The sequence below is a fragment of the Actinomadura mexicana genome (assembly GCF_900188105.1).
Taxonomy (GTDB): Bacteria; Actinomycetota; Actinomycetes; order Streptosporangiales; family Streptosporangiaceae; genus Spirillospora; species Spirillospora mexicana.
On sequence record NZ_FZNP01000015.1, the window covers coordinates 1 to 20,966 of the forward strand.

The window sequence follows — 20,966 nt, forward strand, 5'->3', positions numbered from 1 at the left end:
GGTGATCCCGGAACGACAGGGACATGGTTCCGGAGAAGTCCTCGATCGGACTGATCTCTTCGAAGATCTCCTCCAGCCCCGACTGCGTCGGGACGCTCTTACTTCCGGCCTTCTGGGCCGCCTCGACCCGGGCCTTCCAGCGCTCGTTGCCCAGCAGCCAGTCGAACGAGTTGGTCTGCAGAGCAAGGAGGTCCGGGACTTCGAGCGGCTCCTTGATGCGCGCGAAGGAGACGCGGTTCGGACCGGTTGCGGTATTCGAGGCGTTGCGCGAGGCTGCCAAGAGTGGTCCTTCCGAGGGCTCGCGGCGTAAAACAGATGACACGCACGCCAGACGATCCACGTTCGAGGCCTGCTCAAAGAGGTCCAAACCGGACCCTCACAGGGGTGCTCTCACACGTGGATAGTCAGAGGGCAGCGCAAAGGGGCAGTGTAGCCGAACCGGTACACCGCTCGCAACTCTAGCGCCGCAGTATGCATCACGTTGCCATGGAGCATCGCCCCTCAGCGCCTCTCAGTCAAGAGCGGACTTGGACTTTTCAGGCCCTGACCTGCAGTGAGGAAGGCCATAGTTTAGGGATCCGGGTTGACAGCCCGCGAATCGCCGCGGGCGGCGGGTCGCGCGCCCGCGGGCCGCGTGAACCGCGACCTCGGCTAGGTGCGGCCCGCGAGGGTTAACAGCGACTCGCCAGAGGCCCTGTCGGGCGTCTGGAAGACCCTGGGAGAGACGGGCCTCCAGGGCCGGAGCAGGGCCAGGGCCGGGGGTGGCAGGCGTCCAGGAGGGGACAGGCGTCTAGGAGAGGACGGTGAGCTCGGAGGCGAGCCACCTGCCGTCCTGCTCGACCATCGTCAGCTTGATGCGCAGCGGCTCGGGGAGGCGCTGCTGCTTGTCGCCCTTGGTCGCCGACGACCGGTTGGCGTACACGAGCGCCACGACCTTGTCGGGGGTCGCGCTCACGACGCCGACCTTCATCACGGTCGTGGTGGAGACGGCCTGCTGCTGGACGGCGACGGTCTTGAGCTGCTGGGCGAGCTTGTCGTACTGGGTGTGCAGCTTGCCCGTCGTGGTCGCGGACGCGGCCTTCAGGTCGGTGTCCAGCGTCTGGTAGTCGTACGAGGACAGTTTCTGGGCCGCGCGGGAGGCCGCGAAGGACGCCTCCTTGGACGCCTGCTCGGTCGCGTTCTGCTCGCTGACCTTCAGCGCCAGCGCCGTGGTGCCGGCCGCGAGCGCGACCGCCAGGACGACCAGGACGGCGATCACGGTCGACCTTCCGCCCAGCCGGGACCGGCCTGCCGGCTCGTCGCCGTCCTCGTCCTCGTCGGCTTCGGCGTCCTCGTCGGTCGCCTTGGGGGACTTCCCGAGGTTCAGACGCCTGGTCCTGGTGGCCTTGTCGGGCTTCGCGGCCTCCGCGTCTTGCTCGACCTCGGCGTCTTGCTCGACCTCGGCGTCTTCCTCGACCTCGGCGGCCTTGGCGCTCTTTCCAGCCTTGGCCGTCTTAGCCGTCTTAGCCGCCTTAGCCGTCTTAGCCGCCTTGGCGGTGGAGGTGGCCTTGGTGCTCTTGGTCGTCTTGACGGCCTTCGCGTCGTCGTCGGACGCGGTCTCGTCCTCGTCCTGTCCGACCTTCGCGTCGTCGTCGACGGCGGTCTCGGCGTCCAACTCGGCCGCTGAGTCGTCCGCTGCGGCGCCGGTGCCATCGGGCGTGACTTCGGACGCCTTCCGACCACGACGGGGCTTCTTGGGGGATTTGAGGGCCTGAGGAGTCTCCTCCGGGATGCTCTCCTCCGGCTCCTCGTCCGCCTCGGCCGCAGCGGCCTGTTCGGCGGCGGCGGCCTCCTCGGCGGCAGCCGCCTCGTCCGCGGCGATCTTGGCTAGCCGCGCGGCCTCCCGGGCCTTCGCGGCGGCCTCCTCCGCCAGGCGCGCCGCCTCGGCGGCCTCCTCGGCCCTGGCCGCTCGATCCGCCTTGATCGTCACGGGACAACCTCCAGTCCGGACACGAGCCAGCGCCCGTCGAGCCGCGTGAGATCCATCTGGTACCGGTAGCCCTGCGGCGTACCGTTCTGCACCTTGTCGTTGGTGACGGTCCCGGTGAGGGACACCATCACCTCGGCGGAGTCACCGTCGATGGAGACCAGCGCGGCGTCGACGTCGGTGACCGTCGACTTGGCCTTGGCCTTGGTGATCTGCTGCATGAAGGCGTTGGACTGGCTTCCCAGCTTGTTCTTGAGGTCGCCGGTGGTGCCGCCCACGATGCGGTCCAGGTCGCGCTGGGCGGTGGCGGCGTCGAGCGACATCAGGTTGACGCCCATCTGGCGCGCCGACTGGATCGCCTTCGCCTTCTGGTCGGCCTCGTCCTTGTTCCTGAGGGAGACCACGCCGAGCCAGCCGGACGCGATGGCGAGCCCCACCACGACGACGCTCAGCGCGATCGCGGTGATCAAGGGCAGACGGCGCCTCATCGTGCCCGCCTCACTGGCTCAGCGGTCCGAGCAGGAGCCACTTCCACGAGGATTCCTCTCCCAACTGACGTGTACCGGCGCTGCGCGGCATGACGTATCGCTTGCCATCGGGGCCGTAGACCGCACCCGTCGATGGATCGTATCCAGCGAATTCGACTGAACCGGCCGGATACGACAGGTACAGGTTCCCGTCCGTGAGCTGGCCCGTCGGGGCGGCCGCGGCCTTCGCCTTGCTCTTGCCGGAGCCCTTGGCGTCCGTCTTGCCGCCGTCGCCGTCGCCGTCCCCGTCGCCGCCACCGTCGCCGCGGGTGCCGTACGCGCCGCCCTCGGGGAACCCGGCGCCGGTGGTGGCGCCCGGGGGGACCTGCGGGAAGGGCGCGAGGGCGTCGCGCGGGAAGTTGCGGGCGCCGCGGACGGACGTGGGCGCGTCGTGGGGCGCCTTGCAGCCGACGTCCAGGCGCGGCTTCTTCTTCGAGGTGTCCTGCGGCCAGCGGTGCTTGACCTTCTCGTAGCCCTCGGTGCAGGCGGGCGGCGCGTCGATGTTCAGGTCGAGGCCCAGGTGCTGGGTCCCGTCGCCGGGCGTGACGGTGAAGGCGCCCGCGACCGTCACCGGGTAGAGGATGAACAGCGACCGCAGGCCCGCCTTGCGGGAGGCGATGATCTGGCCGGTGGTGGTGAGGTTAGCCAGCAGGACGGGCAGCGTCGGCGCGAGCTGCTTGATGGCCTGGTGGGTCTCGTTCACCGCGCCCGGCGCGTTGTCGATGGTCTTGCGCAGCGCCGGGTCGTCGTTGCGGAGCGAGGTGGTCAGCGCGTTCAGGTTGCGGGCGAATCCCTGGATGTTGGCGGCCTGGCCGCGCTGGGTGTCGAGGACGGTCGCACTGTTGTTCAGCAGCCGCTCGGTGTCGGGGTAGGCCTCGTTGGCGGTCTTCAACAGCCGGTCGGTGTCGTCCAGGATCGACTGCAGGTCCGAGGCGGAGCCGGAGAACGCCTTGTCCAGCTCGTCCACGATGACGCCGAGGTCCTTGGTGTTCACCGAGCCGACGAGGGAGTCGACGTTGCGCAGCAGCTCGGCGGTGGACACCGGCAGCGTGGTGCGGCTCCGCGGGATGGTGTACGGGTCGCCCTGGTCCAGGTAGGGCCCGGACTTCGCGGTGGGCTCCAGGTCGATGTACTGCTCACCGACCGCAGACCGGTTCGCCACGACGGCCTTGGTCCCCTCGCGCGGGATCCGCTTGCCGCGCTCCAGCAGCAGCTTGACGCGGATGCCGTCCTTGGTCAGTTCGAGGGGGCCGACGCGCCCGACCGGGACGCCCCGGTAGGTGACCTCGGCGTTGGTGAACACGCCGCCGGAGTCGGTGAGGTCGACGTAGGCGATGTACTGCTTGCCGAGCAGGTCGCGGCCGATGCCGATGTAGTTGACCGAGACGATCGCCACGCCGACGACGGTGATGACCGCGAAGGCGATGAGCTGGACGATGACGCCGCGCTTGAGGATCACGAGAGGCCCCCCGTCATCAGGGTCCGCAGACCGCCGTCACCGGGGTCGGGGGCGAGCGCGCCCGGCCGTCCCTGGTCGTTCGTGCCGGCCGGGTTCCCCGGGGTCTGTGTGGTGCCGCCGGGAAGGCCGGGCAGCCCGCCCTGTCCCGCGCCGCCCTGGCCGCCGGCGCCCGGCGTCTGCGGCAGGACGCCCAACGGGGAGTCCGGCAGCGTCACGTTCGGGACCTGGAGCATTCCGCGCATCTGCTTGCCGCTGCCGAGCAGCCCTTCCAGGTCGGTGCCGCCGAGCAGGTTCTGCGCGATGGACTCGAAGTCCAGGTCGACGGTCAGCCGCACGTTGCCGTAGTCGCCCGCGATGACGTTCTCGAACGTGGAGGGGAACGGAAAGGTGATCAGCGTCTCCAGCGACTTCGGCAGGTCGGAGCCGGCCTTGTTGAGGTTGCGCAGGATCGTGTCGAGGTCCCGCAGGTTGGCCAGCATGTCGGCCTTGGACTGGTCGATCACGTAGGTGGTGGTGCGGCTGAGCTTGTTCAGCGCGACCAGCATCTTGGTGAGGTCGGCGCGGTTCCGGTTGAGGACGGCGATCGCGGGCCCGGTCTCGTCGAGGGTGTCCTGGATCGTCCTGCGCTCGTCGGACAGCTTGCCGGTCAGCCGGTCGATGCTGTCCAGCGCCCGGGTGATCGCGGCGCGGTTCTGGTCCAGCGTCCCGGCGAAGGTGTTCACCCGCTGCAGCACCGACTTGATCGTGGACTCCCGGCCGCCCATCGCGGCCTGCAGCTCGTGGCTGATCGTGGAGACCTGCTCCAGGCCGCCGCCGTTCAGCAGCAGCGACATCGCCGACAGCACCTCTTCGATCTCGGTGCCGCGGGACGTGCGGTTCAGCGGGATCAGGTCGTCGTCGGCGAGCTCCCCGACCGGCGCCTCGTTCTTCGGCGGTTCGAGCTGCACGAACTTCTCGCCGAGCAGGCTGGTCTGGCTGACCGTCGCGATCGCGTTGTCGGGGAGCTTGACGTCGCCGCGGAACTTGACCGTGACGACGGCGTGCCAGCCGCCCCCCCGCCCCGCCTGCCCGCCCGGCTCGCCGGCCAGCTCGATCTTCTCGACCTTGCCCACCGACACGTCGTTGACCTTGACCGCGGACTGCGGGACCAGGTCCAGCACGTTCGCGAACTCGATCTTCACGGTGCGCGGGTGCGGGCCGAGGTCGGGCCCGCCGGGCAGCGGCAGCGACTCCACGCCGTTGAACGAGCAGCCCGACAGGACCGTCACGCCCGCGAGCGCGGCGACACCGAGCAGCCGCGCCCCGCCGATCGGCCGCCTGCCGATCGGCCGCCTGCTCATCGACCGCCTGCTCATCGGCCACCTCCAGGCAGCAGCGCCGTGATGTCCGTGGGCTTGTTCCGGGTCCCGGTCGCCGCGGTCTTGTTCGTGGTGCTCGTCTTGCCGGACCTGCCGGACCTGCCCTGCGGTCCGTAGGCGTCCGGCGGGACGGGCACCGGGTCGTAGTGCGTGGTCAGCGCGGTGATCCAGGACAGGTCCAGGCTGAACCCGGTCAGCGCCTTGCCGATCCCGTTGTAGGGCTTGACGAAGTCGAGGCACTCCTTGGCGGGCGTGCCCACCGAGTACGCCAGCGAGCAGATCCAGTCGGCCAGGTCGTGGAACTGGCGGAAGTTGTCGCGGGTGTGGATCGTGCCGCTGATCGGGTCGTAGGCGCGGGCCAGGTTGTTGACGGCGAGCGGGCCCGCGGTGAGGATCTCGGCGAGCGCGCCCTTCTCCTTCACCAGCACACCGGTGATCTGCGCGAGCTGCCGGACGTTGGCGGCCAGCTCGGTGCGGTTGCCCTTGACGAACCGCTGCACGTTCCTCAGCGTCGGGGCCAGGGTGTTGAGGGCCGCGCTCAGCTCCTCCTTCTCCCCCGCGAGCTGCCCGGAGACGCCGTTGAGATGCCCGGAGAACGACTTGATCTGCTGGTCGTTGGCCTTCATCGCGTCCGTGATGATCCGCAGGTTCTTGATCGTGTCGGCCACGTCGCCGCGGTCGGTGCTCAGCGTGCTCAGCGCCTTGGACGCGTCGGCGATCGTCTGCCGGATGTCCTCGCCCTGCCCGTCCAGGTTCGCCGCGCCGACCTGCAGGAGCCGCGACAGCGAGCCCTGCTCGCCGTTCGCGCCGGGCGCGTTCGCGCCCTGCGGGCCGAGCGCCTTGGACAGCTCGTTCAGGCTCCCGCCGACCTCGTCGACCTCGACCGGCACCGCGGTGCGGTTCGTGCCCAGCGTCGCCCCGTCGGCGAGGACGGCGCCGCCCTTGTAGACGGGCGTGATCTGGACGTAGCGGTCGGCGACGAGGGTCTGGTTGACGATCACGGCCTGCGCGCTCGCGGGGACCTTGTACTTCGCGTCGTACCTCAGTTCGACCTTCACCGCGTCGCCGACGGGCTCGACGCCGGCGACCTCGCCGACGGGGATGCCGAGGATGCGGACGTCCGCGCCCTTGTACAGGCCGACCGCCTTGGTGAAGTACACCGTCATGTGGCGCTGCTTCGGCTCCTGGAGGACCAGCAGGAGCACGGCGGCCAGCACCGCGACGGCGAGGACCGCGCCGCCCAGGCGGAGGATGCTCGTGGAGTTACGCACTGGTGACCTGCCTGCTCACGGGAGGAAGGGCAACGGGTTGTCGCTGTTGCCGGTCTTGCCGGGGCCGGACGATCCGCCGCCCGGACGGGCGCCCTGCCGGTTCGTCGTCGCGCCTCCGCCGGACGGGGGGTTCTGGATCGAGGCGGGGATCGGGATCAGGTTCTGGATCCACGAGTCGAACCAGCGGCCGGTGCCCGTCACGTCGGAGAACTGCCGGGCGAACGGTGCGAACAGCTGGAGGATCCGGTCCAGGTTGTTCTGGTTCTTCAGCAGGATCCGGTTGACCTTGGCCAGGTTGTCCAGCATCGGGCGCAGCTGCTTGTCGTTCTCGTTGATCAGCGCGTTCACCTGCTGCGACAGGGTCACGGTGTTGATCAGCAGCTGGTGGATGACCTCGCGCCTGGCCTGCACCGCCTGGAGCACCTTGTCGCCGTCCTGGACGAGCGCCGCGAAGTCCTGGTTGCGGTCGGCGAGCAGCTGGGAGACGTCCTTGGCCTTGCCGGCCAGCTCGTGCAGCTCGTCGTCGCGGGAGGCGACCGTGTTGGACAGCCGGCGCAGCCCCTGCAGGGACGCCCTGACCTCCTCCGGGGAGTTCTTGAAGGTGTCCGACAGCACGTCGAAGGACTTGGCGACCTGCTGCACGTCGATCGCGCCGACGCGCTGGCTCAGCTCGCTGATCGCGGGAACGACCTCGAACGGGGTGTGCGTCCGCTCGATCGGGACGCTGCGGCCGAGCCGGCCGCGCCCGCGCGGGGTGAGCGCGAGGTAGTGCGCGCCGAGGATCGTCTTGATCTTGATGTCGGCCTCGGTGCGGTCGCCGAGCCGCACGCCGTCGTCGACCCGGAAGGTGACCTTGACGTGGTCGCCGTCCAGCTCCAGCCCGGTGACCTTGCCGACCTTGACGCCCGCGATGCGGACCTCCTCGCCGGCCCGCAGCCCGGCCGCCTCCCGGAACGCGGCGGTGTGCGTCTTGCCGCCGGAGATGAGGGGGATGTTCTCCAGGTTCATCGCCAGCGCCACCAGCACGATGATGATCGCGAACGCGGACAGCCCGATGGGGACCGGGTTGCGTTCCCGGAACGGGATCCTCATCTACTTGCACCTCGCGTTCTCGTTCACGATCGCCGGGGTCTGGTAGACCGGTCCACCCGGCAGCCGCACCCGCGCGTCGAGGCCGCAGATGTACATGTTGAACCAGGATCCGTAGGAGGAGATGTTCACCAGCCCCTCCAGCCGCTTCGGCGTCCGCTGCAGGCCCGCGTCGAGCTCCTTGCCGTTCGCGTCGAACGTGGCGGTGAGCTTGCGCAGCCCCGCGATGTCGTTGCGGATGTCCGGGCGGGCGTCGGCGAGCAGGTCCTGCGTGGTGCCGGTCAGGTCGTTGATCGCCGCCACCGAGTCGAAGATCGCCCTGCGGTCCCCCGAGACCCCGCTGACGAACCCGCGCAGGTCCGTGATCAGCTGGTTGACCTCGTCGTGCCGCTCGTCGATGGTGCCGAGCACGGTGTTCAGGTTGTCGATCACCTGGCCGATGACCTTGTCCCGGTCGGCGAGCGTGTTGGTCAGCGAGGCGACGTGCGCGAGCAGGCTGTTGATCGTCCCGCCCTCGCCCTGGAGCACCTGGATGATCTGCATCGCCAGGGTGTTGACGTCCTTGGGCTCCAGCGCGCGGAACAGCGGCCGGAACCCGTTGAACAGGGTCGTCAGGTCCAGCGCGGGCGTGGTCTGCGCGACCGGGAGCGTTCCGCCCGGCCTGAGGTAGTCGTTGGCCTGCCCGGCGCCGTCGGTCAGCGCCAGGTACCGCTGGCCCATCAGGTTGCGGTACCGGATCTGCGCCTGGGTGGACGAGGGCAGCCCCGCCCTGAACACGTTCTCCTTCTGGAGGCTGAACGTCACCTCGGCCTTGTCGCCCCCGTACAGCTCGATGTGCTCGATCTGGCCGACCCGGACGCCGGCGACGCGCACGTCGTCGTTGTCGAGCAGGCCCGTCACGTCCGAGAAGATCGCCTTGTAGACGGTCGTCTCCCGGAACCGCATGTTGGAGATCGTCATCGCCAGCACGCCGGTGGCCAGCGAGGTGACGACCACGAAGATCGTCAACTTGATCGCCGCACTGGTCGTCCTCACCTGACCGTCACCACCGATCCGTCGGACAGCAGCGGCCCGAACATCAGCGCCGCGACGTCGGACAGCTGGTCGGCGCGGGTCCGCGTCACCGGGCCGAGCACGTTCTTGATCTTTTCCTTCTCGCTCATCGAGCCCGGGTCCACGAAGACGTTCGACAGCGCCCGGCCACGGCCGCCGCCGCCGCCGTTCGGGTCATCGGGGTTCTTCCACCACAGGTCGTCCTGCGTGCCGTCCAGCGCGAGGTAGGTCGGGGACGGGACCTTCGGGTTCGGCAGCCCGTAGCAGCGCGGGTTGCGCTGGTCCTTGGCCTCCGGCTTGTCCAGCGGGTACTTGTAGCCCGGCACCGGCTTGACGATCTCGACCGTCAGGTTGAAGGTCTTGGACCCGTTGCCGCCCGCCACCCGCTGGGACTCCGGCTTCAGCTTCATCATCCCGGCGAACACGCACGGCAGCGACGGCGAGTAGCGGGCGACCAGGTCCAGCCCGTCCCGGTTCGCGATGTTGAAGCCGATGATCTTCGGGGCGTTCTGCCGCATGAACACGTCGCCGTCCTGGGCCAGCGCGGTCGTCGCCGGGATCAGCTGCTCGATCGTCGCCTTCTTGTCAGTGATCGTCCGGCTGGTGACGTTGAGGTTGCGGAGCGTCTGCAGCAGGTCGGGCGCCGCGGCGCTGTAGATGTCGGAGACGTCGGCCAGGGCGTTCAGGTCGTGCACCAGCGTGCCGAGCTGCGGGTTGATCTTCCGCAGCAGCTCGTCGGCCTCCTCCAGGTTCCGGCCGATCTGGTCGCCGCGACCCTGCAGCGCCGTCGCCAGGGCGTTCAGCGTCGTGTTCAGCTCCGCCGGCTTCACCGCCTGCAGCAGCGGGAGCAGGTCGTTCAGCACCTTGTCGATCTCGACGGCGGCCTGGGACCGGTCCTGCTGGATCACCTGGCCCGAGCGCAGCCCGAGCGGGCCCGCCTGCGCCGGGATCTCCAGGTCCACGTACTTCTCGCCGAACAGCGTCTTCGGCAGCAGCCGCGCCTGGACGTTCCGCGGGATCAGCTTCGCCTTGCCCGGGTCCAGCGCCAGGTGGAGCGTCGCTCCCCGCACGTCGGCGTCGGCGCCGCGCACCTCTCCGACGATCAGTCCGCGGACCTTCACGTCCGAGTGCGGCAGCAGTTGCAGGCCCGCCCGCTCACTCCGCACCTTCACGTCGAGCGTCGGTGTGAACGCCTTGTTGTACAGGGCGACGGTCAGCGCCAGCAGCAGAATGATCACGACGATCATCGACGTGCCGAGGACCCGGTAGCGCACACGCTCACTCATGGCAGCCCTCCTGTGGGGGGACGACCCCCCACACCCCCGGTTCGCTCCGCTCATGGCCGTCACCCCGCGATCCGGACACTCGTGGTGGTGCCCCAGATCGCCATGCCGAGCATCAGGTCGACCACGTTGATCACCACGATGCTGGTGCGCACCGCGCGGCCCACCGCCACGCCGACGCCCGCCGGGCCGCCGGAGGCGTGGTAGCCGTAGTAGCAGTGGATCAGCATCACCAGCACCGCGAAGACGATCACTTTTCCGAACGACCACAAGATGTCGTACGGCGGTAGGAACAGATGGAAATAGTGGTCGTAGGTGCCGGTCGACTGGCCGTAGAACATCGTCACGATGACCCGGGTCGCGCCGTAGGAGGCGAGCAGGCCCACGATGTACAGCGGGATGACCGCGATCATCCCGGCGAGCATCCGGGTGGTGACGAGGAACGGCATCGACGGGACGGCCATGACCTCCAGCGCGTCGATCTCGTCGGAGATCCGCATCGCGCCGAGCTGGGCGGTGAACCCGCAGCCGACCGTCGCCGAAAGCGCGAGCGCCGACACCAGCGGCGCGATCTCGCGGGTGTTGAAGTAGGACGCGACGAACCCGGTGAACGCGGCCGTGCCGATCTGGTTCAGCGACTCGTAGCCCTGCAGGCCGACCTGGCTGCCGGTGAAGAACGTCATGAACCCGACGATCACCACCGAGCCGCCGATCACCGCGAGGCCGCCCGTGCCGAGGCTGACCTCGGCCAGCAGCCGCAGGACCTCCGTCCGGTACCGGCGCAGCACCCGGAACACCCACGCGAACGCGCGGGCGTAGAACGACATCTGGTGGCCGAAGTCGTCCAGGCGGTCGAGCGGCGCGCTCACCACCCGCCGGGCGGCCTTGCCCGTCTTGCCAGGGGCAGCCATCTACATCCCCTTCGACGGGACGAACTGGAAGTACAGCGTGGAGATCAGGAAGTTCTCCAGGAAGAGCAGCATGAACGTGATGACGACGGTCTGGTTGACCGCGTCGCCCACGCCCTTCGGCCCGCCCTTGGCGTTCAGGCCCTTGTACGCCGCGACCAGGCCCGCGGTGATGCCGAAGACGAACGCCTTGAACTCGGCCTGCAGCAGGTCGGGCAGCTGCGCGATGGCGTTGAAGGAGGCCAGGTAGGCGCCGGGGGTGCCGCCCTGCAGCATCACGTTGAAGAAGTAGCCGCCCAGCAGGCCGACCACCGAGACCAGCCCGTTGAGGAACAGCGCGACGAACGCGCAGGCGAGCATCCGCGGCACCACCAGGCGGTGCAGGGGGTTGATCCCCAGCACCTCCATGGCGTCGATCTCCTCGCGGATCTTCCGGGAGCCGATGTCGGCGCACATCGCCGACCCGGCGGCGCCCGCGACCAGCAGCGAGGTGACCAGCGGGCTGGCCTCCCGGACGATCGCGACCACCGCGGTCGCGCCGGTGTAGGACTGCGCGCCGAGCTGCCGGATCAGCCCGCCGACCTGGAGGGACAGCACGCCGCCGAAGGGGATGGCGACCAGCATCGTGGGGACGACGGTGACGCTGACGATGAACCAGGCCTGCTGGATGAACTCGCGCCACTGGAACGGCCACTGGAACATCGCGCGGCCGGTGTCCAGGCACAGGGCGAAGAACCGTCCCGGTTCCTTGATCGCGACGTTGGCCGCGCCGTCACCGATCTTGCGGAACGTCGCCGAAGAGCCCCTGCCCTTCCTTGCCCCTCGCTGGTCCGCGCCGATACCAGGAGTGGACATCAGTAGCCTGCACCCGCTCCCGGCCGGCCGGGCGGCGGGTTGCCGGGGAACCCGCCGGGGGGGCCGCCGGGCGGCGGACCGGAGGGCGGCATGCCGCCGGGCGCCCCGTGGGCGCCGCCGGAGGGGGCGCCCACGGGCGTCATGGACGCCACGTACCGCGGCCACTCCTCCACCCAGTTGCGGCCGAGGTCGTCGATGAACGAGCCGGGCGGCGGCGTGACGCCGTGCGCCGCGCACCACGCGCCGGGCGCGTGCATGCCGGAGCGGATCAGCCCGTTGCTCGGCATCTGCTGCGGCGGGATCGGCGGCAGCTTGCCGGGGTCGTGGCCCATCTTCGCCTCGGCCTCCAGCTCGGACTCGTCCTTCTCCTCGGACATGCCGATCGGGCCGATCTTGCTGGCGTTGAGGAACTGCCGGACGACCGGCTCCTCGCTGGACAGCAGCATCTCCCGCGGGCCGAACATCGCCAGGTGCCGCTGGTACAGCAGGCCGATGTTGTCGGGGAGGGTGCGGGCGGTGTTGATGTCGTGGGTGACGATCAGGAACGTCGCGCCGATCTGCGCGTTGAGGTCGATGAACACCTGGTTGAGGAACGCGGTGCGGACGGGGTCGAGGCCGGAGTCCGGCTCGTCCACCAGCAGGATCTCGGGGTCCAGGACGAGCGCGCGGGCCAGGCCGGCGCGCTTCTTCATGCCGCCGGAGATCTCGCCGGGAAGCTTGTGCTCGGCACCGAGGAGACCGACCAGGTCCATCTTCTCCATGACGATGCGCTTGATCTCGGACTCGGACTTCTTGGTGTGCTCGCGGAGCGGGAACGCGATGTTGTCGAACAGGTTCATGGAGCCGAACAGGGCGCCGTCCTGGAACAGGACGCCGAACAGCTTCCGGGTGTCGTACAGCTGCGACTCGGGCAGGTACGGAAGGTCCCTGTCGCCGATCCAGATGTGCCCGCGGTCGGGCTTGAGCAGCCCCACGAGGGACTTCAGGAAGACCGACTTTCCGGTGCCGGACGGACCCAGGAGAACGGAGATCTCACCTGCGGGAATGGTCAGCGACACGTCCTGCCAGATCACCTGGCGGCCGAAGGACTTCGTCAGGCCCTCGACTCTGATCTCGACGCCCACTCGTCACCTTTCGTCCAGGCCGGGGGAATCCCGAACCAATGAGCGAGTAGCACTCAGGCTCTTTCTGTCGTCACACCGCGTTCTGTCGTCACACCGCGTGTCCGCCGCATTGCTACCGTCCGGTAGCCGTGACGGGTGCCACTACCGTAGCGGCCCCCCGTCCAAATGGAAGGGGTTGCCACCCAGATCAGCGGCTAAATGCGACGTCGTAAGACAATCGTTACTTAGACGCCTATGAGACTAGTGGTCCAAGAACCGCGGCCTCAAGACCGGGGGTGCCGGGGACGCCGCGACCGTCCGGCCCGCCGCACCGCGGAGACGTGAGCGGCCGGGTGTGGCCACAGCGTCAGACGGGACGCTACGCCGCAGGCGGGAAGCCGCACAACCCGCCGGGGCACACGCTTTTCCGCAGGTGTTTGTCACCTCAGCACAGAAAACGGACCTTCCCGGTGGCGCCGGTCCACGCTTCGCGACAAGTCCGTCCGTCGGTCGCCTGGCAGGCGCCGGCCCGCCGCCTGGCCGCCGGACGCGGGCACCGGCATGAACGGACAGCGGCACAACAGAAGGAGGCGGCCACCCCTCGGGGTGACCGCCTCCTGGAGAGCGATGGAGCCGCGCGGCTCCGGAGCTCTGGAGCGTCCTTACTTGACGGTGACCGAGGCGCCGGCCTTCTCCAGGGCCTCCTTGGCCTTGTCGGCCGTCTCCTTGTTGACCTTCTCCAGCAGTGGCTTCGGCGCGCCGTCGACCAGGTCCTTGGCCTCCTTGAGGCCGAGGCTCGTCAGGGTGCGCACCTCCTTGATGACCTGGATCTTCTTGTCGCCGGCACCCTCGAGGATGACGTCGAACTCGTCCTGGACCGCGGCCTCTTCGGCACCGGCCGCCGGGGCGCCGGGGGCCGCGGCCACGGCCGCGACGGGGGCGGCGGCCTTGACGTCGAAGACCTCTTCGAACTGCTTCACGAACTCGGAGAGCTCGAGAAGGGTCATCTCCTTGAAGGCGTCGAGCAGGTCGTCGGTGCTGAGCTTCGCCATGATGATTCCTCCGCTATGGCTTGTGATCTGGGGTGGTACGGAACCGCGGGTTGCCTACTCGGCGGACGCCTCGGCGGCGGCGGGTGCCTCGGCGGTCTCGCCCTCGGCCTCGCGCTTGGCGCGCAGCGCCTCGGCGAGCTGGGCGGCCTGCGTCGGCAGCGCGTTGAACAGCGCGGCGGCGTTCGCCATCGAGCCCTTCATCGCACCGGCCAGCTTCGCGAGGAGCACCTCGCGCGACTCGAGGTCCGCCAGCTTGGTGATCTCGGCCGCGTCCATCGACTGACCGTCGATGAAGCCGCCCTTGATCACCAGCATCGGGTTCGCCTTGGCGAAGTCGCGCAGGCCCTTGGCGGCCTCGACCACGTCGCCGCGGACGAACGCGATGGCCGAGGGGCCTTCGAGCAGGTCACGGAACTGCTCGTCGATGCCGGCCTCGTTCGCGGCGCGCTTGGTCAGCGTGTTCTTCACCACGCGGAACCGCGCGGTCTCGCCGAGGTTGTCGCGCAGCTCCTTGACCTGCGCGACGGAAAGCCCGCGGTACTCGGTCAGCACGGCGCCGTTGGAGCTCTCGAACTCGCTCTTGAGCTCGGCGATCGCCGCGTCCTTGTGGGCCTTGGCCATAGCCCTCCTTCCGATTACCTGGGTGGTCCGATCCACGCCGCAGTCCGCGGACGAACTGGGGCGCCGATCCACCAAAAAACGCCCCGGCGCAGGCGCACGGGGCGTTCAGGCACGACACGGAGGCCATGCGGGAAGCTCTCGTCTCACCTACGCAGGCCGCCCGAACTGAGTCGGGTCCTTCGGTCACCTCGCGGGAGGTGACGACCGGCGGTCTTCGGCAGGTGACAGCATACGTGCCCTGACCGATGGGGCCAAATCGGCGGACGGAGCGAGGGACCGCGCCCCGGGCGGGGTGCGGTCCCTCGGTCGCGCGCGGGCTCGGGTCAGGCGCCGGGCGTGCCGCCGCCGCCGAGCCGGCCCATGATCTCGGCGAAGTCGGTGACCTCGCTCGCCGGCGGCTCGGTGACCTGCACCGGCTTGCCGAAGTCGCGGTACTTCATCGTCATGGTCATGTCGCCTTCGGTCGACTGCGTCGACTTCATCGTCATCTGGCGCGGCAACTGCTGCCCGTCGACCCACAGGTCGAAGTGCATGGCCTGCGTGCCCGTCGTGCCGAGGCTCTTGCGGTAGGCCTCCCGCGTCTCCGGGGAGAGCTTCGCGACCGCGTCCTCCATCTTGTACGTGCCGGTGTAGTGGGTCGTCTGGACGCCGTCGATCGTCTCCTTGCCGACCTCGCGCGCGTCCTTGGACGCCGTCAGCATCTTGGTGTTCTGCACCGGGTCCATCTGCCGGGACTGCTGGAGCAGTTCGTCGATGTTCATCCCGGTCTTGGCGCCCAGCTCGTCCAGCGAGATCTTGATCCACGGCTTGCCGCCGCCGAGCTGGGACAGCATCGGCATCTTCATGTACATGTTCCGGCCGACGAGCCGCTGCTCCATGCCGGACATCGGCTTGCCCGCCACCGTCATCTGCCCGAAGTTCATGCTGTAGGCCAGATCGGGCTTCGTGCGGTACTGCATCGTGCCGTTCATCGACACGTTGCCGTCGGACGAGCCGGTCATCCGCATCGCCATGTCGGCCTGGAACGAGTCGACCTGCCCGGTCTTCTCGGCGGCCTTGCCGAGGACCTGCGCCGCCGACAGCTTCAGCCCCTTGCCGGCATCGTCCACCGTCTTCCCGGCTTCCCCGAGGCAGCCGGTCAGCGAGAGGGCGAGGCCGGTGGCCAGCGCCGTGCCTGCCGCGAAACGACGGATCATCAGGGGGTCTCCTTGGTCTTCTTGGCACCCGGGCGGTGGGGCCGAACGGTACATCAGACGCAAATGACCCCGCTGAGGTTCACCGTTATCAGTTACCGCCCAGCAGACCCTGGAGGGACAGCTGCCCGACCTGGTCGGACGGAGGCGTGTTCACGTTGAACGACTTGCCGTAGTCGCTGTAAAGGACGGTCACCGAGCCGTTCTCGCCCTGCGAGCCGGTGGCCTTGGAGACGAGCTTGCGCGGCAGGTTGGCGCCGTCCGTCCACAGGTCGAAGTTGATCTTGCCGTTGGCGCGGTCCTTCGGCAGCCACTTCTGGACCTTCGTGCGGGCCTGCGCGTCCAGCCGGTTCAGCGCCTCCTCGACGGTGACCGTCCCGGCGTAGTGCGTCGTCCTGACGCCGTCGACCGTCTCGGTGCCGACCCTGCGGGCGTCCTTGGAGCCGGTGAACATCTTCGTCTGCTCGGCCGGGTCCACCTTCTGCACCTGGTCGACCAGGCCCCGGACGTCGAAGCCCGTCCGCTGCGCCATCTGGTTCACGTCGATCTTCACCCACGGCTTGCCGCCGCTGACGAACTGCGCGAGCTGCGGGACCTTCGCGTACAGCACGTTGCCGGTGAAGACGGCCTGACCCTTGGCGCCCGGCACGCTCTGCCCGTTCTGACTGAAGTCGTCCAGCTTCGCGCTGAACTCCAGCGACGGGCGCAGCCGGAACTGCCCGTTGGCGTGGACCTTCCCGCCGCCGTCGCCGGTGCCCGTCACCGTCAGGTCGGCCTTGAACGTGTCGGCCTTGCCGGTCTTCTCGGACGCCTTCAGCAGCGCCTGGTTCGCGCTGAGCTTCATGTTGCCGGTGTTCTCCGCCCCGTCCCCGTTACATCCGGAGAGGAGGAGCGCGGTACCCACTGCGGTACCGCCGACCGCCACCACGAGTCGTCGGTTCATGAGGGTTGAGCCTCCCTTGTCGCCCTGCTGGTGTTCCCAGTCTCTTCGGGCGCTAACGGCGAGGCATCCCCCGGTGGTACGAATGGGCCCCCGCCCGGTACGACCAACGGCGTAGCCGTTCCCCTGACCCGACGTCAGGGTGGTCCGGCGTTCCGAACCCGCCTCAGCGGTAGGAACCGAAGGTCATCGACCCTGCGAATCCCGCGCCGGGCGCCTGCGCGCCGAGGCTGATCGTGGTCGGGCGGGCCTCGCTGTCGGCCAGCAGATCGAGCCCGCATCCGGTGTAGTCCGGCACCCACTTGCGGAACGCCGTCGCCGCGTCCTGCGGCAGCAGCGCGTACACGCCGCCCATGAGCGCCTGCGCTGTGAAGCGTGTCAGCCCGGCGGCGTCCGGCTCGCCCGCCGTCATGCCGGGCAGCGTCCCGATCATGAAGGTGAACTGCCGGGGGTCGGAGTCGTTCTGCAGCTTGCCCAGCTGCGCCGGGGTCAGCGTGGACCGCGTCCACTTCTGCCCGTCGTAGCCCTTGAGCGTGCTCCCCTGGACGATCACCTTCTGGGTGACCTTGGACAGCTCGCCGCCCTTCATCGTCCGCGTGACGCCGGTGGCGCTCATCGCGAACTTCGGCCACAGCGTGAACGTGGCCGTCTCGGTGGCGTGCTGGTAGTCGCCGTCCGGCCCGACCGTCACCTTCATGTCCGTCCTACGGGTGAAGGAGTGCAGGCTGGGACCGGGCTGGGGCGGCGCCGTCGGCAGACCGTGCGCGGCGCCCCCGTTACCGGGCGCCCGGGTGCCGGGACGCGCGCTCGCGCCCGGGCTGGACCCCGGCGCGCCGGGCGTGCCCGGGGAGACCGTGGCGGCCGCGGCGCCGTTGGGATTGGCGGGGTCGCGCTGGGCCATCGCCGCGGACGGGGGCAGCGCCCCCGCGTCCTTCGGGGAGTCGCCGCCGGTCTTCACCACCATCAGGATCGCCGTGGGCACGACGGCCACCGCGGTCACGGCGGAGATGGCGATGGCCCGATCGGTGCGACGCTTCACGCGGCAATTCAACACCAGGTTCCTCGGCGGTAACAAAACGATCAGGTACCAAATTGTCCGGTTCCGGACTGCGAGCCGTGTATCCGCCGGTTCAGGGGCTTTCGGGGCGGTCGGCCGGCTCCGCGCGGCCGGCCAACTCGGAGCGGAGCACGGTCTTGCGGACCTTGCCGGTCCCGGTGCGCGGAAGGGCCGCCACGAACTCGATGCGCCGCGGCGTCTTGAAACCGGCGAGCCGGGCGCGGCAGGCCGCGACCAGCTCCTCCGCCCGCGGCGGGACGCCGTCCGGCACGATCACCGCGCACACCGACTGGCCCCAGCGCGGATCGGGCAGCCCCACCACCGCGACCTCCCCGACCCCCCGGACCGTGCGCAGGACGTCCTCGACCTCGCGCGACGAGACGTTCTCCCCGCCCGTGATGATCACGTCCTTGAGCCGGTCGGCGAGGAACAGGTAGCCGTCACCGTCGACGCGGCCCGCGTCGCCGGTGCGGAACCAGCCGCCCGCGAACGCCTCGGCGGTGGCCGCGGGCTCGTCCCAGTACCCGTCCGCCACCTGCGCTCCCCGGACGACCACCTCGCCCAGCGCACCGGGCGGCAGCGGCGTCCCGTCCTCACCGATCACGGCGATCTCCACGCCGTCGCCCGGACGACCCGCCGACGCCGCCAGCTCCGGCCGCCCCGCGAGGGCGGCACGGTGGTCCGCCGGGGACAGGAACGTCGCGTTGCCGGACAGCTCGGTCATGCCGTACCCCTGGTTCAGGTCGCAGCCGAGCACCGCGCCCGCACGGCGCAGCAGCGGCACCGGCATCGGCGCCGACCCGTACGCGATCACCCGGACGGTGGCCCGCAGCGCCGCCGGCGCCGCCGGGTCCCCGTCCAGGTGCGCGAGCAGATCCTCCAGCATCGTCGGGGCGAGCGACAGGTTCGTGACGCCGTGCCGGCGCACCGCGTCCACCAGGACGGCCGGGCCGAACCGGCGCAGCACGACGGCCTGCCGCCGGAACAGGTGATGCAGGATGACCTGGTAGCCCGCCACATGGCACAAGGGGAACGGCGTGCAGAACACGTCGTCCGGCAGCACCGGGCGGCCGGACGCTGTGACCGCGATGCCCGCGAGCAGGCTCCTGTGGGTGAGCCGCACGCCCTTCGGCCGGCCGGTCGTGCCGCTGGTGAACATCAGCCAGGCGACCTCGGCCGGATCCCGGTCGCCCTCCCGTGCGGGAGCCGGGCCGTCCCACGGCAGGTCGGCGACGTCCACGAGCGGCGGATGGCCGGCCGGAAGCCCGCCCTCGCGGGCCAGCCTCTCCAGCGGCTCCGGCTCACCGATCACGAGCTCGGCGCCGCAGCGGACGATCTGGTCGGCCCATTCGCGCGGATGCAGCCTCTGGTTGAGCGGCACCAGGATCCTGCCGTCGCGCGGGACCCCGTAGTAGGCGGCCACGTACTCCAGCCGGTTGTGCGCGAGCAGCGCCACCCGCGCCCCGGGCGAGCACCGCGCCGACAGGTGGGCGCTCAGCGCGTCCGTCCGGGCGCGCAGCTCCCGGAACGTCCACGTCGTCCCGTCGACCGACAGGGCGGGGGCCCCGGGGGCGTCCTCCGCGGCCGCGTCGAGCACGTCGTACAGCCGGTGGACGTCCCGATGCTCCAACCCGCCCATCACATCCCCTTCGCCGACGATCCGGGCGCCGAATCTAGCGGCGGACCAGTCGGTGAGGCCGGTCGCGTCCCGCTCAACGCGACCCCCGGAACGCCGCCCGTTGGTGGCAGCCCTGCGGCGACCGGACCTGCGAGAGCGGCCCGTCGAAGGCGGCCCGGTGAAAAGCGAGCAGGGCGCCCCCGGTCGTACCGGTGGCGCCCTGCTCGACGACGTTCGACGTCGGGCTCGATCAGGCCTCTTCGAGCTCGGCCGTCAGGTTGCGGACCGCGTTCGGGTCCACCAGGATGCTCGGGCCCATCGACGTGGTCAGCGCCGCCTTCTTGACGTACCGGCCCTTCGCGGCGGACGGCTTGAGACGCTGGATCTCTTCGACCGCGGCGGCGTAGTTCTCCACCAGCTGGCGCTCGTCGAAGGACGCCTTGCCGATGATGAAGTGCAGGTTCGCGTGCCGGTCGACCCGGAACTCGATCTTGCCGCCCTTGATCTCGGTGACGGCCTTCGACACGTCCATGGTGACCGTGCCCGTCTTCGGGTTCGGCATCAGGCCGCGCGGACCGAGCACCCGGCCGAGCCGGCCGACCTTGCCCATCTGGTCCGGCGTCGCGACCACGGCGTCGAAGTCCAGGAAACCGCCCTGGATCCGCTCGATCAGGTCGTCCGAGCCGACCAGGTCGGCGCCCGCCGCCTCGGCCTCCTGCGCCTTGGCGCCGACGGCGAAGACGAGCACGCGGGCGGTCTTGCCGGTGCCGTGCGGCAGGTTGACCGTGCCGCGGACCATCTGGTCGGCCTTGCGCGGGTCGACGCCCAGCCGCATGGCGACCTCGACGGTCGCGTCGAACTTGGTGACCGCGGTCTCCTTGGCCAGCTTCACGGCCTCGACCGGGCTGTACAGCCGGTCGCGGTCGATCTTCTCCGCCGCGGCGCGGTAGCCCTTGCTGCGCTTCATGTGCGTTCCTCCAGATGGAACTCGTGGTAGGGGCCGGCGCAGGCCCTCCCACTGGACGGCTTACTTGACCTCGATGCCCATCGACCGCGCGGTGCCGGCGACGATCTTCTCGGCGGCGTCCAGGTCCTTGGCGTTGAGGTCGGGCATCTTGGTCGTGGCGATCTCACGGACCTGGTCGCGGGTGACCGAGCCGACCTTGGTCTTGTGCGGCTCGCCGCTGCCCTTCTCCACGCCCGCGGCCTTCAGGATGAGCTGCGCGGCCGGCGGGGTCTTGGTGACGAAGCTGAACGACCGGTCCTCGAAGATGGTGATCTCTACGGGGATGACGTTGCCGCGCTGGGACTCCGTGGCAGCGTTGTACTGCTTGCAGAAGTCCATGATGTTGACGCCGTGCGGACCGAGCGCGGTACCGACCGGCGGCGCCGGCGTGGCCTGGCCGGCCTGCAGCTGGACCTTCACCAGAGCGGCGATCTTCTTCTTCTTGGGAGGCATGCCTCTCCCTCGTGTTCCGTTTCAGTGTGGTCCCGACTCCCGGAAACCGGGCAACACGGCGGGCGGAACTAGACCGCCGCGTTGGGACCTTGGCCGACCCCGTGCCCCCGCGTGCGCGGGGAGCGAAGCTGCGCCTTGACGAACACTGCGACTT

General features: G+C 69.7%; 20 protein-coding genes. All 20 read right to left on the reverse strand.

The annotated features are described in order from the left end of the window. The coding region (locus tag CHC11_RS30920; RefSeq protein WP_143227393.1) for a hypothetical protein at positions 1-280 on the reverse strand (280 nt) is incomplete at its 3' end. A 510-nt stretch (positions 281-790) separates the two neighbouring features. Further along, on the reverse strand, positions 791-1,969 hold the full coding sequence (locus CHC11_RS41700; protein WP_179279094.1) for a hypothetical protein: 1,179 nt from the start codon (positions 1,967-1,969) through the stop codon (positions 791-793). Beyond that, positions 1,966-2,454 carry a nuclear transport factor 2 family protein gene (locus CHC11_RS30935; protein ID WP_089315404.1) on the reverse strand — a complete coding sequence of 163 codons (489 nt, stop codon included), beginning with the start codon at positions 2,452-2,454 and terminating at the stop codon, positions 1,966-1,968. Before CHC11_RS30935 ends, CHC11_RS41700 begins: the two co-directional genes overlap by 4 nt. Before the next feature lie 10 nt (positions 2,455-2,464). Continuing rightward, positions 2,465-3,952 (reverse strand): MCE family protein, encoded by a 1,488-nt coding sequence (locus CHC11_RS30940; RefSeq protein ID WP_089315405.1) that lies wholly within the window; start codon positions 3,950-3,952, stop codon positions 2,465-2,467. Then, positions 3,949-5,307 (reverse strand): MCE family protein, encoded by a 1,359-nt coding sequence (locus CHC11_RS30945; RefSeq protein WP_245919980.1) that lies wholly within the window; start codon positions 5,305-5,307, stop codon positions 3,949-3,951. The genes CHC11_RS30940 and CHC11_RS30945 overlap by 4 nt, the downstream gene beginning before the upstream one ends. After that, positions 5,304-6,581 (reverse strand): MCE family protein, encoded by a 1,278-nt coding sequence (locus CHC11_RS30950; protein ID WP_179279095.1) that lies wholly within the window; start codon positions 6,579-6,581, stop codon positions 5,304-5,306. The genes CHC11_RS30945 and CHC11_RS30950 overlap by 4 nt, the downstream gene beginning before the upstream one ends. 15 nt (positions 6,582-6,596) lie before the next feature. Next, on the reverse strand, positions 6,597-7,673 hold the full coding sequence (locus CHC11_RS30955) for an MCE family protein (protein ID WP_089315406.1): 1,077 nt from the start codon (positions 7,671-7,673) through the stop codon (positions 6,597-6,599). Next, positions 7,674-8,705, reverse strand: a complete 1,032-nt coding sequence (locus CHC11_RS30960; protein ID WP_089315407.1) for an MCE family protein — start codon at positions 8,703-8,705, stop codon at positions 7,674-7,676. After that, positions 8,702-10,009: an MCE family protein gene (locus CHC11_RS30965; protein ID WP_089315408.1), complete on the reverse strand. Its 1,308-nt coding sequence runs from the start codon at positions 10,007-10,009 to the stop codon at positions 8,702-8,704. Before CHC11_RS30965 ends, CHC11_RS30960 begins: the two co-directional genes overlap by 4 nt. A 59-nt stretch (positions 10,010-10,068) precedes the next feature. After that, complete coding sequence (locus tag CHC11_RS30970) at positions 10,069-10,917, reverse strand: MlaE family ABC transporter permease (RefSeq protein ID WP_089315409.1); 849 nt, start codon at positions 10,915-10,917, stop codon at positions 10,069-10,071. Continuing rightward, entirely contained in the window at positions 10,918-11,769 is an 852-nt protein-coding gene (locus tag CHC11_RS30975) for an MlaE family ABC transporter permease (protein WP_089315410.1), read from the reverse strand. After that, entirely contained in the window at positions 11,769-12,893 is a 1,125-nt protein-coding gene (locus CHC11_RS30980) for an ABC transporter ATP-binding protein (RefSeq protein ID WP_089315411.1), read from the reverse strand. The genes CHC11_RS30975 and CHC11_RS30980 overlap by 1 nt, the downstream gene beginning before the upstream one ends. 641 nt (positions 12,894-13,534) lie before the next feature. Continuing rightward, a complete protein-coding gene (gene rplL / locus CHC11_RS30985) occupies positions 13,535-13,924 on the reverse strand; it encodes a 50S ribosomal protein L7/L12 (protein ID WP_089315412.1) in 390 nt (129 codons plus the stop codon). A gap of 54 nt (positions 13,925-13,978) precedes the next feature. Then, entirely contained in the window at positions 13,979-14,545 is a 567-nt protein-coding gene (rplJ, locus tag CHC11_RS30990; RefSeq protein ID WP_089315413.1) for a 50S ribosomal protein L10, read from the reverse strand. Positions 14,546-14,868: 323 nt separating this feature from the next. Continuing rightward, complete coding sequence (locus CHC11_RS30995) at positions 14,869-15,741, reverse strand: SCO4651 family lipoprotein (RefSeq protein ID WP_179279096.1); 873 nt, start codon at positions 15,739-15,741, stop codon at positions 14,869-14,871. 88 nt (positions 15,742-15,829) lie between these two features. Beyond that, complete coding sequence (locus CHC11_RS31000) at positions 15,830-16,681, reverse strand: SCO4651 family lipoprotein (protein WP_245919983.1); 852 nt, start codon at positions 16,679-16,681, stop codon at positions 15,830-15,832. A gap of 163 nt (positions 16,682-16,844) precedes the next feature. Next, entirely contained in the window at positions 16,845-17,717 is an 873-nt protein-coding gene (locus CHC11_RS31005; RefSeq protein ID WP_089315416.1) for a hypothetical protein, read from the reverse strand. Between the two features lie 91 nt (positions 17,718-17,808). Beyond that, complete coding sequence (locus CHC11_RS31010) at positions 17,809-19,374, reverse strand: class I adenylate-forming enzyme family protein (protein ID WP_089315417.1); 1,566 nt, start codon at positions 19,372-19,374, stop codon at positions 17,809-17,811. Positions 19,375-19,603: 229 nt separating this feature from the next. Continuing rightward, positions 19,604-20,320, reverse strand: coding sequence for a 50S ribosomal protein L1 (rplA, locus tag CHC11_RS31015; protein ID WP_089315418.1), 717 nt, complete (start codon positions 20,318-20,320; stop codon positions 19,604-19,606). Positions 20,321-20,380: 60 nt separating this feature from the next. Next, positions 20,381-20,812: a 50S ribosomal protein L11 gene (rplK, locus tag CHC11_RS31020; RefSeq protein WP_089315419.1), complete on the reverse strand. Its 432-nt coding sequence runs from the start codon at positions 20,810-20,812 to the stop codon at positions 20,381-20,383. Positions 20,813-20,966: the final 154 nt, after the last annotated feature.